This is a genomic window from Allomuricauda sp. TY007 (assembly GCF_010468565.1).
Lineage (GTDB): Bacteria > Bacteroidota > Bacteroidia > Flavobacteriales > Flavobacteriaceae > Flagellimonas.
In genome coordinates this window covers 18531-31143 of record NZ_WUEG01000005.1, presented here as the reverse complement: position 1 = coordinate 31143, position 12613 = coordinate 18531, and the positions used below count along the sequence as shown (strand labels likewise).

Sequence of the window (12613 nt, the reverse complement as noted above, 5' to 3'; positions counted from 1 at the left end):
CCATTCAGCCAAGCAGCGTTTTTGCTTCCCGGTGGATGCGCTCAAAGTTCACTTGCAGGTCGGCGGTAGTTACGGGAGCCTTGGGTTGTGGCCGTTCCTTTACCATGTCCTGGAGGATGAACCGTACCTTTTTGTCCCTGCCGTCCGCAAAGGCGATGAATTCCCCGGTCCTTAACCGGAAGAACTGGTCCGCCCTTCGTTTGGCCACTTCCTTTTCCCCCTTGGTGACCCGGCTCTCAAAACTCATCCCGCTGCTCTTGCTGATGCTCCGGGTGGGCTTGGTGATGATCTCGAAAAAGCGTTCGTAGTACTTGGCGGTGTCCGGATCGTTGGCCTTTCCGAAGAACTGATAGGAGAGGTTGCTCAGGATGGCCTTACTGGCCCTGTCGCCATAGAGCAGGTCGTTCTGCACCTTGTCCTGCATCACATAGACCGTACTGATGTCATAGCTTCTCAGGGTGGCCGGGATCCTGTGCATGTTGGGCAGTTTCAGGGTAGGGGCCTCCTCCATGAGGAGAAAGGAGGAATCCCGTCCCCGCACGCTCATCTGTTTGATCAGGGTGTGCATGACCATGGCAATGACAGGGGAGTAGGACGTATCGTATTTGGGGTTGTTGACCAGCGAGACCACGGCCCGGTGCTTCGGGTGGTTGATGTCCAGGGGCACTTCGTCCTTGGAGAGGACATAGTACAGTTTGCGGGACCCGATCTTCTTGAAGGCATTGGCCAGGGTACTTTTGATGCCCGCAGTCTGTTTTTCCGATTCTATCCCGTTGATAAAGGCGCTGGCCAGCCCAAGGGCGGTCAGGTCGGATTTGAGGAAGGCCACCAGCCTTTTGGTGCTCATGGCCTGGAACAGGGCCATGATATGGGGCAGGGTACAGAAGTGGGGAAAGGAACACCTCATTTTCCAGATCAGCCCGCTGAGCAGGCCTTCCACGGCATCGGAAAAGAACCTGTTGCTCCCGCTGTGCTCTGAAAAGTTCTGTTCCAGCAGGTTTTCCATGAGGACCCGGGATAGGGCATTGACGCTTTCCTCGTTGGGCAGGTATTTGGGGGCGATGGGATTTACCCGGTAATGGATCTCATCAAAGGCAATGGTGTAGAATTTGGTGTGCTGTTCCCTGAAGAGGGGAGCGGCGATCTCGGTGAGCTCAAAATCCTTGTAGTCGTGGATGACCCCACAAAAGCCATATTGGCTAAAGTGGTGCAAATAGTTGTAGATGACGCTCTCCGTTTTTCCACTGCCGGCCGAACCGATCACGGAGGTTCCCCTGCGGATGTTCTCCGCCCGGAAGCTGCCGTTGTCCAGGGAAAAGCGCAGTCTGTATTTCTTGTCGATGCGACCCTTTTTGTCCCCGCCCAGCAGCCCATAGAGCAGGGTGCCCACAACGAGCAGGGGCAATATCCCGTAGAGGATGATATGTTCGACGGGCCAGTTCATATGCCGATGGATCCGGATTCGATGGCCCTGCCGATGCCCCTTTTCAGGGCATTGATGGCCTTGAGGGTGAGCTGGACCTTGTTGGTCGGGATGCGGAGCAGGGTGGTATCCGCCCCGGACTGTTGCAGCAATTTGAAGGCGAGTGCCTTTTCATTGGTCGGGAGTTGGGTAATGGTGGCAAAGTACAGTCTGGGGTCCTTCAAAAAGGTCTTCCTGGCGGTATAGGTCTCCACGTAATTGCGCCTGTAGTGGAACAGGTCATCGAAGGTCTTTTCCGAGTTTTTGACAAAGGCATCCCGGTCGAAGCCCCGCTTGACGGTCTTGCCCTGCATTTCCACGGTGGAGGCCTTGTATTTGCTCCCCGGGGACAGGCTGTAGCGATTGGAGGCATCCTTGCGGCTGACAATGATATGGATATGGCTTTGCGGTCCCGGTTTGGCCATCCCCCGGACGATGCGTTTTCCGTCCAGTTGGTGTGGTGCTTCCCTTTCCAGGCGCCGGATCTCCTGTTGCAGTTTTTTGTGGTCCCCGGACCGTTCCCCGGTTTCGATGCTCCGGACCTGCTGCCGGAGTTCCAGGATCTCGGTGGCATAAGGCTGGTTCTCCCGGATCTGCCGGTCCGTGCCCTTAAAGGTGCGCTGGCGTTCCACCTTGGCGTAATATTTAATATCATCCACGGTCACGGGGCGTCCGTCGATCTCCCGGTGGAAGGCCCTGGCATATTCCTTCATTGCCTCCTGGGTGTAGCGTTTGAGGGCTTCCGGCGAATCCCCTATGGCCCTGAGTTCCCTTTGGCTCGGGTTCAGGGTAATGGAGTAGAACTTGGGTTCCTTCTTTTTGAGTTTGGCCGTGTTCCCGTCGATTTGGGTAATGACTTCCTTGGCGGAGATTTCGTCCCCGTACTGGTCAAAGAAATGTTCCAGTTCCGGAAGGGGCTTGCCCTCGTTCTCCTTTTCCAGGTAATCCACAAAATCGGCGGCGCTCTGGGCGTAATTGCCCTCAACCTTCTGGGCGGTGATCGTGATGTACATCGTGTAATTGTTTTTTGAATTGTTCCAGTTCGTTTTTGTCCATGTCCAGTTTGTAGTGCCCCTTGCCGAATGTGCCCTTTACATAGGTCAGTTGGGCCAGGAGCTGCCGGACCTGATTGTTCTGATGGCCCAGTTGTTGTTGCATTGCCTCGTAGCGTTCCCGGTACTGTTCCAGTTCCCGGTCCCGGGTAAAGGTATCGGGCGGCCCGAAGTCCACGGCTTCTTCCGCCTCCTTTTCCTCTACCTGTGACATTTCGTGAAAGAGGGTATCGAGCATGGCCTTGGTGGGCAGGGTCTGGTATTTTTCGATATTCTTCAGGATGGCGATCACGGCATTGATGCGTTTGTTGGTGCGGTTGTTCTTCAGGCCCAGGTCGTCGTGCGGATGGAGGTCGTTCCATTCAAAGAAGTTCATGATAGCCTCCAGGGTTTGGGTGTGGGAATCCGACACCAGGCGGGAAAAGGCCCGGAAGCGAACGGCCACTTCCTTCTTGATGCTGATGGCCGAAAACCGATATTTTTGATAGGCATCCCCCATGATTTACTGTAAAAATCTCTCTGTTTATGGGTGTTCCGGCGGTTTTTACTGTAAACCCCGGAATCCCCGGTTTGTAATAGCAACTGTAAATAACTGACACGCAATTAGTTAAAATAGGGCCTTTGGCCCCAACACCGCAACGCGTGTTGTCCTCTTGCTCTTCCATTTTGTCCCGCAGGGACAAAATCATATCGCCCCGGTCTTTACAGGCCGGTTGTCTTGGGATGGTACGGCAAAAAGGAAAGTCAAACCAAAAGGGGCTGCCGTACATTGGGGCTGTGATGCCCTTTCCTAAAGATAGGCACAATCCCGGTGAGGAAAAAATACGGATTCGATGCAATTGGGTGCAATTGCAGGGAAATGGTATGGAAGTACCGTTTTGGCCTTCCCAAAACGTCAGATGTTCGGGGCAACGACCAAAAAAAGGCCCTCGGAAAAAGGCCTTTTTCGGTTACTGTTCCTTCGTTGCCGTACCCGACTGTTCCCGGTAATATTCATAGCGGAATATCCACAGGTTGACCACCAGGGAGAAGGTTTTGTCCACCGTGGTGTCGGGGACTTTTTTGATGACACTTTCCTTTGGGTGTTTCTTGGCCGGGATTTCCAGCGACTTTCTGACTGTTGCTTTCATAGGACATGAATTTAAATTATCGATTATTTGCCGGTGTGCCAGTCCTTCCCAAAAATTTCAGCTCAAAAGGAAAACGGAATAAGTCCCGAAGGGTGGGTTTGTGAGGAACGAGCAAAGCCATTATGCCGTAGTCTTTTGATGGGAATATTTTTGAAGGGCTATTTTGCGGTCAAATAAGGGATAGGGTTTCCTTTGGTAATGCCACGGCCTTGGCAGGCAGGCGTGACCCCGGTTGATTTTTGGGCGTTCGATCCTCCCAAAAATCAAATAGGAACAAAAAAAGACCCTTGGGATGGCAAGGGTCTTGGGTGGTGTCCGTCGTGTTCACATATTGAATACGTAATCGTAGGTGTACAGGTTGCGGATTGCTTCCTGTTCCACGAGTTCGTCATAATCGAGATAGTGGCATTCGGCATAGTTGCGCAATTGCTCCCCGTAACGGCTCTCCACTTCCTCTCTGGAAATGGAAAGCAAATGGTTTTGGGTCTCGGCATCGAGATTGCTAAAATTGAGATAGACCATTTTTTAAGGATTAAGGTGTTTTACAGGTCGTACAGGTCGGGGTCAAAACCCTCGGGGTAGTCCCGGGGGTCTTGCTGTTCTTCCAACCAGATTTCAAATTCCGTCATTTCGGTATTGTCATCCATGATGTCAACATTTTGCATTGAAAAAAATGGAAAAGGGGAGAAGCTCCCCTTTCCGGGTTTAGTATTCCGTGGGCAGCATCAGCGTATCGTCCGTGAAATACAGGCGCAATTCATCCAGTGGAAAATCGGTCACGCCATAACGGTGGGTCTCCAATATGTTGCCGTTCCCATCCCCGTAGGTGATGGTGGCCTCACATTGTTGCGCTTCCCGTTCCTCTGGGGAAAGCCGTTTAAAGTCCACGGTGACAAAATAGCTTTTGGCCATCAGGCTCTTGGCAATCACCGATACATCGGTGATGAGCCAGTAACATTCCGCCTTGTCCGCAAGGTATTTGAGCCCATCCGTAAAACGGGTCTGAATCAATGGGATACTGTAAAGGGTCTGTGTACCGCAAAACTGTTGCAAACCTGCCTTGATTTGGTTACCTTTAGAATTCATATTGATTTCGTATTTAGAAGTTAAACATGAAGAGAGGGCGCCCCGTTGCGCCCTCTTTGCTTTCTAGTCGTTACTACCCAAAAGGAGGATTTCATTGGCCACCACTTCGGTCACGTAACGTTTTACGCCCTCCTTGTCGTCATAGGAACGGGAGGTGAGTTTGCCCTCAATGGCAATCTCCTTGCCCTTGTCCACGTACTTTTCGATAATGTCGGCGGTCTTGCCCCAGGCAACAATGGTGTGCCATTCGGTACTGGTCACTTTCTCGCCCTTGGCGTTTTTGTAGGTCTCGTTTGTCGCCAACGAAAGCCGTGCCACTTTCCTGTCGTTCTCAAGGTTGGTAATGGTGGGTTCCTGCCCCACGTTTCCAATCAGCTGTACTTTGTTTCTCAACGTACTCATAATAAAAGGATTTAAAGGTCTGCACTCATGGCAGACGGGTTAATAATGCCCCTGTATCTCTGTGCAATTGTGTCCAGATTTTAAGGGGGTGTTTGTTTGCTTCTTCCGTGCGCAGCACAATAAAATAAGTGGGTTCGGTCAAGGCTTTTGGGAGGAAATCAGGAGTGTCTGCGACGTGGTTTTTGCCGAAGGGCCAAAAACGAGGAAGTAGAGCCCTTATTTGTGAGCAAAACAGGGCCAGGCCTTGACGGGTTCCATAAGGGCCTTAGGAATTCCATCTGACCCATTTGTGTCCGAGTGTACGGGAAGTTAAACGAGGAAAGCAAATGGTGTCCTGATTGGAAGTCCTTGGGCACTGCCCTGTTTTTCGAGGCCCCGAAAAACTCCAAGGGCTTCTTTTATTATGAACCCCTTAAAATCGCCGGGCCAAGGACGGGGTTTCAGACAGCCCCGGCAAGGCCCCAAGAAGGGCTTGCCAGAGGGATGGCGTAAAGAAACCCTGCCCTTGGACTTCCTTATTGGATTTTTGATACCCTTTTTATGGGACGGCTGTACCATACCTATAAAAAACTCCCGAAACCGAAGTTCCGGGAGCCATAACGTAGCTTATTGTCCTACTGGAGTTCCACCTGTTTTACCAGGGCCGTGGGAGCCTGTTCCTTGATGTCTTCAGGGCATGTGGCAAAAATGCGTTCCTCGATATGCGGATTTTGTTCAAAGGTGACCGCGTACAGTCCCATGCCCGTGAGTTCCAACAGTTGTTTGAGCAATTTGGGACGGTCGGGTTCGGCGACACATTGGTACAGTCGCATTTGCCCCAGTTGAGATACCGTGGTCATTTCGCTGGTCTCGATTCGGCATTGCAGTTCCAAGGTAGCCTCGTGAAGGAAGCTTTCGTAATCGAGAAAGGCCATGTATTGCCAATAATTGCCCTGGAAAATGATATTGGTCCCCTTATAGTCGATTTCCAACCTGCCGCCGAAGCACATCCCGAGTTCCTCAAAGTCCATGGTGATGTGCAGTGAGGGATAGGTCTTGGCGAGACTCTCGAACAGGGGTACGGGCGGTGACCAGGCACTGTCCCCGGTAAGTTTCAGCACTTTGTCCTGAAATGTAATGTCCGGGGTGAACCATTTGGTGCCAACGACCTCATAGATGTCTTTAAATGGAATCTCCCTGTCGAGAACATGCTCAAAATCGATATAGCCGTCCTCTTTGGTCAGGAGCCGATGGAGGGTGTCGAGCTCCGTTTCATTTCCGGTGATGCTGATGGAATTGTAACATGAATTTGCCATGATATAAAGGATTTAAAAGGTTACATAACCTGGAGGTTTCATGCAACCGGGAAGACGGGCCGCAAAGGCCGATAAAGCCATGAGTTTGGCGAAATGGTGCATCGGTGCGGGCCGTAGGTTTGCCATGAAACCTCCAGGTGGCCTTTCAAAATGCGTTCATGGTACAGCGGTCAGGAAATGGAAACAGGAAGGAGAAGGAAAGGGCCACCCCGGAGTACAGGGTACCGGAGCGGCCCTCGGCCTTTAGGCCATTTCATGGATTTCCTGGAAGAGTTGCCTGTCAAGGCGTTCCTGTCGTGAAAAGCTGCGTTTCAGGGTACGGTGCAGCACGGCGTTGAAGGCATTGTAGCCCAGCCATAGGTTCGGGGTGACCCCCAGGGCCATGGATTCGTTGTGCAGGACATCAAGGACCTCCCTGGCCTTTTTGGACGGGGCATCGTTCTTATCGCTGCACTCAAAGCGGAAGAGTTTGGTACGCTCCAGCACTTCCCTGACGAATTGATGGGTGTCCATGAGTTCCACGGCCATCATACGGCCAAAGCTACCGGAGACGGTATAAAACTCGTTGTCGAGGAACCTGCGGAAGAGCCCTTCCAGTTCCGGCATGATAAGGTGCACGCCATTGGTACTGTGCTTGATGGAAAAGGCAATCTCCGACTGTACGACGTGCAGGCCGTTGGAGCATACCATACGGTAGAAGCCGAAGTGGCCAGAGGTACGCTCACTGCCATCATAGGAATTGGTGAACCGGAGCAATGGTAGAATGGTGTCCGCCTTATTGCCCACGGAGAACTGGGTACTGTCGGAAAGGATAAAGTCCATACTGAAGCTGCGGTCCGAACGGTTGATGGTCTGGCGGTGATAGGTCAGTTTGGCATCGATGAGCATTTGTTCCGCTTTGGCGAAGAACAGCTCATTGGGGATGTGCCCATAGCTTTTGGACACGATGTTCACAATCTTGCCATTGGATACAATGACATTTTCAAGCCCTTTACGGGGTTCCATTTCGGTGAGCTCCCTGAGGGGCCTTACCTCGGACGGTACAAAGACCTCGTCCTGTTGCAATTTGTCTAAATACATAACGCATGGATTTAAGGTTAAACAATATTTGCAGGACCCCCAAACGGAAGGCAGGCCGTGGAGTGGCAAGGAAACGGAATAAAAAGAGAGGAAGGAACGGCTTTATGCCGTCTCTTGTCCGGATACGGGCTGCGACGTTTAACTTGATGCAAATGATTGGTTGAATGATGTGTGCAACGGCATTTTTCACTATCTTATGGGTGCCGAACACAAAACCAATTAACGATGTCAAAATTTGAGATGTACAAAGACAGGGGCGGAGAATTCAGGTTCCGCCTAAAGGCCGCCAACGGCCAGAACATCCTTGCCAGCGAGGGGTACAAAGCCAAATCGGGATGTACCAATGGTATCGAGTCCGTCCGAGCCAACTCCCAGGATGATGACAGGTACGAACGTTTGGAATCCTCCAACGGAAGTCCGTATTTCAACTTAAAGGCTACCAATGGCCAGGTCATCGGGACCAGTGAGATGTACTCCTCCTTCAGCGCCATGGAGAACGGCATTGCTTCCGTAAAGAACAATGCCCCGGGCGCAACCGTGGAGGATCTGACCTGATAAGGTCCGATAGCAATTTGCATTATGCGGCCCACATAAAATTCAAGCTGTCGATGCGCACATAAAAACAAAAAGCCTCAGAAAAGGACTTGTGCACCTGTCTTCCAAAGGAGGAATGGTTACCATCTTTGTTGAGTACCGTTTTATTGCTTTTTGATAAATTTCTTGTGTCATTATACTTTATCTCCAGGTGAATGATTCAAATTCGATATTATTCTCTTTCATAAAGGCACCAAACTTCGAATAAGCATCATTTTGATTAAAGCGATTTTTAATTTCTTTTAGAAGAACTGTTTTTTTATGTAGATCAATATTAAAAATAGCTGCTATTTTTTTTACTTCCTTAAACCTGACAGTATATTGATATTCATAATCTGAATCTCCCATTAATTCGCTTACTGTTTTCCCAATATCATGGCCATCGAAAATCAAGTCGTTCTTTTCATTAAAATACACTTTCATCGAAATTTTAATATTAGGACTTTCAAATTCGTAAAGGGTGATTTTATCCATATGAGTGTTTTAATTGTCTACCTATCGGATAATGGTAGTTTTCCATATATCCCTTTTGGGTAGCCATAAATATAGGGCTTTTCCGTTGGCTGAAGGTATGTTCATCCCCATTGTTTTCATACATCATTTTGTGAATATGTGGAAGGTTAAAAAGGTAATGGCAGGATGGTGTCCGCTACGGCATTTTTTTACTATCTAATGGGTGCCGAACACAAAACCATTTAACTATTATGTCAAAATTTGAGATGTACGAAGACCGGGGCTGAGAATTCAGGTTCCGATAAAAGGCTGGTAATGGGCAGAACATCCTCGCCAGTGAGGGGTACAAGGCGAAATAGGGACGTACCAACGGTATCGAGTCCGTCCGAATGAATTCCCAGGACGATGATAGGTACGAACAATTGGAATCCCCAAGCGGCAGTTCGTACTCCGTTCTAAGCCCGGAAGCTTTTGAAGAATGTCCTCTAATCGGAAAGCCTGGCCATTACACCCCATCCGCCCATGCGCTCGGTGACAGCAAAGGTTATCTCATTGTCCCCTTTTCGTAGATTTAATGAAATGGCGTCAAAGAGCCCCATACTGCCCAGATACCGATAGTCACGACTTCGAAAACTGTTGTCGCCAGCGTAAACAAGTTTGCCATTGACAAATACTTTTACCTTATCGCTATAACCAAATTCCAGCCCTTTTGTTTCATCACGCGAATTCGACGAAATGTTGAATTTCGCAAGCACGGTATTGGTATTCTCACTAACGGGAGAAACTCTTGAAAGGTTGAGTATGCCGGAAGCTTCTGCTTTCATTTTCTTCCCCACTGGAATCTTCAGGTCTTTCAATGCGGTGATACCCTCCATTTTTATGGAAGGAAAGGCTTCGGATACCTCATAGGAGGAAATCACCCCATTTGGGATTTCCGATCTATTTTCAATTTTTTCATTTTTCACGAAAACCACATCATCTGTATTATGATAGGTCAGATTGGCGTAATGGGAGGATCCCAGGAATGAACCAAAGCCAAGACCGCCTGACCTTTCGCCCAATTTCAGGTCGGTAACGTGCAATATGGGATTTTCCATATCATTGATATAGACCTGCATCCTGTTTCCCCGAATCTCCAACTTGACGTGCATCCATTCATCGAAAGTGAATTGAAAGGGGGACCAATAGCCCTCCCCATGGTACAATTGCCATGCTGCATTTCCATTGATGACCGGGGAATATTGCATGGCATCTGGATTACCGGATTGATGGGGCCTCAGGTAATATTCTTCGTAGTTGTTGGCATCCTGGATGTGAAAATGGATTCCTGCGAAATTCCTTTCATTGCCAAATGCGATGTCATACTCGATGGTTCCATTTTTAAAAGAAGCATCTTTTAACCAGGCCCTCCCATTTTTAAGATAAAGTGCCGTCTTTCCTTTATACGCTTCAAAACGATGTTCATTGGCGTCTATTTCCAAGGTTTTTGGGTCAAGGGGAACACTGATTTCTTTCTGGGCCTGGCCCTTTGTAGCAAATACCAAGATGAGGACCATCGTAATTTTAAAAGTTGTTTTCATTTCCATTGTTTTGATTTATTGATACAGTTGATTTTTAATTGACTTTTCCTTTCGCTGTTACAGGATTTTGGAGGCCAATGGTGGTTCCAATAGAGAACCCCTTTACAATAGAGTTAAGGGATTTACACTCATCCAAATACTTTTTGTGATACTGGTTTTTGATCAGTATATTTATGGTTTGTCAAAATTAAAAGGGGTCGGTATTTCTGCCCGTACAAAGTGCTGACAAGTACATACAATCCCAAACAAGATTAAAACACGCCATTGGAAAAGGATAGCGATCGATACGTGCATTCCCTGTTGAGATCCATAGAAGATGGACTTCAATGGGGCAGTTCATCCCAATGGTCATCCTCTGATTTTGATAAATTGAGGGACCTCATATATGAACGCACCAATGTGGTCATCAGTAGCAATACCCTGAAAAGGGTTTGGGGCCGAATAAAATATGATTCCAGACCCAGTGAAACGACGTTGAACACGCTTGCCCAGTTTCAGGGATTTGGTGATTTTAGGGAATATAAGAATTCCATCAGGGAAGAAGAGGACAGTACAGAAATGGAAGAAGTTTTGGGGAAACGTTCCCGGTTAAACTGGTTTCCCTTCAAATCAAGGCCTTCCATTATTTTCGCTTCGGGGGCTGTTTTTATGCTGGTTGCCTTGGTAGTTCTGTCCTATACCTCTTCGGAAGGAAGGTTAAATCCCGATGATTTTTACTTTACGAGTAGAAAAGTGACCAAGGGACTTCCGAATTCTGTCGTGTTCGAGTATCGTGCACAAAACGCACCCTCGGATGCCAAAATCGAGATCCAACAGAGCTGGGACAAAAGTAAAAGACAGACGGTTTCAAGAATGGATACCGTGGCTACTTCAATCTATTATGATCCCGGTTATTTTAATGCCAAATTGGTCGTGGATGGCCAGGTGGTCAAGGAACATGGTATATTGATACCCTCAGAGGGCTGGAAAGCCAAATTGGAAAGTTCCGAAGGCAGTGCGTATTTTAATGATCCATCAGTAACCGGTTCAGGGAAGGTAGCCATCGATTCCGTACTGTTCAAAGAGAATGGCATAGATAAAAACAACCCGGCATTGCAAACGACCTATCGATATGTGGATGACTTTAAGGATCTACGCGCCAATGACCTCATAATTGAAACAGCATTTCGAAATACCACGGACACCGACCGAAACCAGTGTCAACATTCATCCATCACATTGTTGATGGAGGGGGAGGTCATCAAAGTTCCCTTTTCAAAATTGGGCTGTATTTCAGAGTTGGAGCTATTGCATCCGGACCGAAATATTAGTGGGAAGAAATATGATTTTTCAAAATTCGGGGTTGATTTTAGCAATTGGGTACAGTTAAGTTTGGTCATAAAAAAGGATATGCTGACCATTGGAATCAATGACAACAAAGCACTGGAACTGCCGATGGACGGTAGGATCAATAAGGTACATGGTTTGATCTACCGCTTTACCGGTACAGGGGAAGTCAGGTCTTTGGTGCTGAAAAACAGCAATAGAAGCTATCTCGAATGGCCTCCGCTGCCATAGGAAGAAATTGTGCAGAGGAAGGACGACCAATGGAAACGTCCCTTATCCGGATACGGGTTCTGACGTTTACCTTTTCTACATATTGGTTAAGGTTTCATTCCCCATCTGGCGGGTCGAAAAGGTTTTGCTGTGTAGCCGAGATCTTCCTTCCGGATTTTGTAGTATCTGCCTTCAAGCGCTCTTTCAAGGCCTTACGCCGTTTGTCATAAATCCATATACGGAGCCGTTTCAATAAGGTCTCCTCATAGGAAGAAAGCTTTTCGGGGGCTATTTCGACCATGGCCTCTAATTGCCCTGCATGCTTAAAGGTCTTGGCGTATTGCAGTCCACACCAGGTATAGATGTTGACCCATTCGGTTGGCACGGGCGCTTCGAGGGTACGGGGCATCATGTAGGCTAGGCCACGACCTCGGTCAGGGAGGCTATCGGTTGTCCCTGCATCTGGGTCAACAGGCGGGCCAGGGTGATGTCGTTGAGCAGGTGTTTGGGCACGGCATCCCGCCAGGAGCTCGGATAGACGATGATGGGACTGGTCAGGCAATCCATGAAATCGAAGACAAAATCGGACTGGGCCTGTTGAGGGGGGCTTTGTTTGGGTCTGGGTTGTGCCAAGGGCTCTAAATCAAAGCCGAAATCGAGTTGTTGCATTTCCGGATGTTCCATGATGATAACTTTTAGGTTCAACATTATTTTCAGGACCAACCAAACGGAAGCGAAAATTTTGGCGTGGCAAGGAAACGGAATAAATTGGCCTGCCGATAGGCAGGTGGTGGGAGGGGAGTGGCTTTATGCCGTCCCTTGTCCGGTAAACATTTTCCGGGTTTATCTTGTGGAAATAATGGTTGATTCTTCTTAACTACTATTGTTCCATTGGAAGCAGGGGCAAAGCGGACTTAACCCCTTCCTTTTCGTGGCCCGATTG

General features: G+C 48.7%; 16 protein-coding genes and 1 pseudogene. 4 read left to right on the top strand and 13 right to left on the bottom strand.

What is annotated here, in order from left to right; genetic code table 11:
• Positions 1-4 precede the first annotated feature (4 nt).
• The 8 genes from GO009_RS06915 to GO009_RS06880 all read right to left on the bottom strand — a co-directional run bounded on the left by GO009_RS06915 (position 5) and on the right by GO009_RS06880 (position 6427).
• Positions 5-1444: a type IV secretory system conjugative DNA transfer family protein gene (locus tag GO009_RS06915; protein WP_163625484.1), complete on the bottom strand. Its 1440-nt coding sequence runs from the start codon at positions 1442-1444 to the stop codon at positions 5-7.
• Positions 1441-2475 (bottom strand): MobB family relaxase, encoded by a 1035-nt coding sequence (gene mobB, locus GO009_RS06910; RefSeq protein ID WP_163625483.1) that lies wholly within the window; start codon positions 2473-2475, stop codon positions 1441-1443. Before mobB ends, GO009_RS06915 begins: the two co-directional genes overlap by 4 nt.
• Positions 2444-3013, bottom strand: coding sequence for a BfmA/BtgA family mobilization protein (locus tag GO009_RS06905; protein WP_163625482.1), 570 nt, complete (start codon positions 3011-3013; stop codon positions 2444-2446). The genes mobB and GO009_RS06905 overlap by 32 nt, the downstream gene beginning before the upstream one ends.
• A 451-nt stretch (positions 3014-3464) precedes the next feature.
• Entirely contained in the window at positions 3465-3644 is a 180-nt protein-coding gene (locus GO009_RS06900; protein ID WP_123215901.1) for a hypothetical protein, read from the bottom strand.
• A 324-nt stretch (positions 3645-3968) separates the two neighbouring features.
• Positions 3969-4166: a hypothetical protein gene (locus GO009_RS06895; RefSeq protein WP_163625481.1), complete on the bottom strand. Its 198-nt coding sequence runs from the start codon at positions 4164-4166 to the stop codon at positions 3969-3971.
• 183 nt (positions 4167-4349) lie between these two features.
• Entirely contained in the window at positions 4350-4730 is a 381-nt protein-coding gene (locus GO009_RS06890; RefSeq protein WP_163625480.1) for a DUF6876 family protein, read from the bottom strand.
• 63 nt (positions 4731-4793) lie between these two features.
• Positions 4794-5132 (bottom strand): single-stranded DNA-binding protein, encoded by a 339-nt coding sequence (locus tag GO009_RS06885; RefSeq protein WP_072319337.1) that lies wholly within the window; start codon positions 5130-5132, stop codon positions 4794-4796.
• Between the two features lie 614 nt (positions 5133-5746).
• A complete protein-coding gene (locus GO009_RS06880) occupies positions 5747-6427 on the bottom strand; it encodes a hypothetical protein (RefSeq protein ID WP_163625479.1) in 681 nt (226 codons plus the stop codon).
• Positions 6428-6467: 40 nt separating this feature from the next.
• Between GO009_RS06880 and GO009_RS06875 the strand changes: the two genes are divergently transcribed.
• On the top strand, positions 6468-6674 hold the full coding sequence (locus GO009_RS06875; RefSeq protein WP_163625478.1) for a hypothetical protein: 207 nt from the start codon (positions 6468-6470) through the stop codon (positions 6672-6674).
• Here the strand turns inward: GO009_RS06875 and GO009_RS06870 are convergent.
• A complete protein-coding gene (locus tag GO009_RS06870; protein ID WP_163625649.1) occupies positions 6671-7507 on the bottom strand; it encodes a DUF932 domain-containing protein in 837 nt (278 codons plus the stop codon). The genes GO009_RS06875 and GO009_RS06870 overlap by 4 nt on opposite strands.
• Before the next feature lie 225 nt (positions 7508-7732).
• On the opposite strand from GO009_RS06870, the gene GO009_RS06865 reads away from it, so the two are divergent.
• Positions 7733-8062 (top strand): YegP family protein, encoded by a 330-nt coding sequence (locus GO009_RS06865; RefSeq protein ID WP_163625477.1) that lies wholly within the window; start codon positions 7733-7735, stop codon positions 8060-8062.
• 180 nt (positions 8063-8242) lie between these two features.
• Here the strand turns inward: GO009_RS06865 and GO009_RS06860 are convergent, their stop codons facing one another.
• Positions 8243-8575, bottom strand: a complete 333-nt coding sequence (locus GO009_RS06860; RefSeq protein WP_163625476.1) for a hypothetical protein — start codon at positions 8573-8575, stop codon at positions 8243-8245.
• 284 nt (positions 8576-8859) lie between these two features.
• Here GO009_RS06860 and GO009_RS17830 point away from each other — a divergent pair.
• Positions 8860-8913 (top strand): annotated as a pseudogene (locus tag GO009_RS17830) (DUF1508 domain-containing protein); the annotation flags it as partial.
• 126 nt (positions 8914-9039) lie between these two features.
• Here the strand turns inward: GO009_RS17830 and GO009_RS06855 are convergent.
• Positions 9040-10134 (bottom strand): hypothetical protein, encoded by a 1095-nt coding sequence (locus GO009_RS06855; protein ID WP_163625475.1) that lies wholly within the window; start codon positions 10132-10134, stop codon positions 9040-9042.
• A gap of 264 nt (positions 10135-10398) precedes the next feature.
• On the opposite strand from GO009_RS06855, the gene GO009_RS06850 reads away from it, so the two are divergent.
• Positions 10399-11691: a hypothetical protein gene (locus GO009_RS06850; protein ID WP_163625474.1), complete on the top strand. Its 1293-nt coding sequence runs from the start codon at positions 10399-10401 to the stop codon at positions 11689-11691.
• Between the two features lie 94 nt (positions 11692-11785).
• Here the strand turns inward: GO009_RS06850 and GO009_RS06845 are convergent, their stop codons facing one another.
• Together GO009_RS06845 and GO009_RS06840 are read right to left on the bottom strand one after the other, a co-directional pair.
• Entirely contained in the window at positions 11786-12079 is a 294-nt protein-coding gene (locus GO009_RS06845) for a hypothetical protein (protein ID WP_163625473.1), read from the bottom strand.
• An 8-nt stretch (positions 12080-12087) separates the two neighbouring features.
• Complete coding sequence (locus GO009_RS06840) at positions 12088-12354, bottom strand: hypothetical protein (RefSeq protein WP_163625472.1); 267 nt, start codon at positions 12352-12354, stop codon at positions 12088-12090.
• Positions 12355-12613: the final 259 nt, after the last annotated feature.

Coding starts and splice junctions, on each gene's coding strand:
- GO009_RS06865 (WP_163625477.1), top strand. CDS start 7,733: ATGTCAAAATTTGAGATGTACAAAGACAGGGGCGGAGAATTCAGGTTC.
- GO009_RS06840 (WP_163625472.1), bottom strand. CDS start 12,354: ATGGAACATCCGGAAATGCAACAACTCGATTTCGGCTTTGATTTAGAG.
- GO009_RS06900 (WP_123215901.1), bottom strand. CDS start 3,644: ATGAAAGCAACAGTCAGAAAGTCGCTGGAAATCCCGGCCAAGAAACAC.
- GO009_RS06895 (WP_163625481.1), bottom strand. CDS start 4,166: ATGGTCTATCTCAATTTTAGCAATCTCGATGCCGAGACCCAAAACCAT.
- GO009_RS06905 (WP_163625482.1), bottom strand. CDS start 3,013: ATGGGGGATGCCTATCAAAAATATCGGTTTTCGGCCATCAGCATCAAG.
- GO009_RS06890 (WP_163625480.1), bottom strand. CDS start 4,730: ATGAATTCTAAAGGTAACCAAATCAAGGCAGGTTTGCAACAGTTTTGC.
- GO009_RS06880 (WP_163625479.1), bottom strand. CDS start 6,427: ATGGCAAATTCATGTTACAATTCCATCAGCATCACCGGAAATGAAACG.
- GO009_RS06845 (WP_163625473.1), bottom strand. CDS start 12,079: ATGCCCCGTACCCTCGAAGCGCCCGTGCCAACCGAATGGGTCAACATC.
- GO009_RS06860 (WP_163625476.1), bottom strand. CDS start 8,575: ATGGATAAAATCACCCTTTACGAATTTGAAAGTCCTAATATTAAAATT.
- mobB (WP_163625483.1), bottom strand. CDS start 2,475: ATGTACATCACGATCACCGCCCAGAAGGTTGAGGGCAATTACGCCCAG.
- GO009_RS06875 (WP_163625478.1), top strand. CDS start 6,468: ATGCAACCGGGAAGACGGGCCGCAAAGGCCGATAAAGCCATGAGTTTG.
- GO009_RS06870 (WP_163625649.1), bottom strand. CDS start 7,507: ATGTATTTAGACAAATTGCAACAGGACGAGGTCTTTGTACCGTCCGAG.
- GO009_RS06885 (WP_072319337.1), bottom strand. CDS start 5,132: ATGAGTACGTTGAGAAACAAAGTACAGCTGATTGGAAACGTGGGGCAG.
- GO009_RS06915 (WP_163625484.1), bottom strand. CDS start 1,444: ATGAACTGGCCCGTCGAACATATCATCCTCTACGGGATATTGCCCCTG.
- GO009_RS06855 (WP_163625475.1), bottom strand. CDS start 10,134: ATGAAAACAACTTTTAAAATTACGATGGTCCTCATCTTGGTATTTGCT.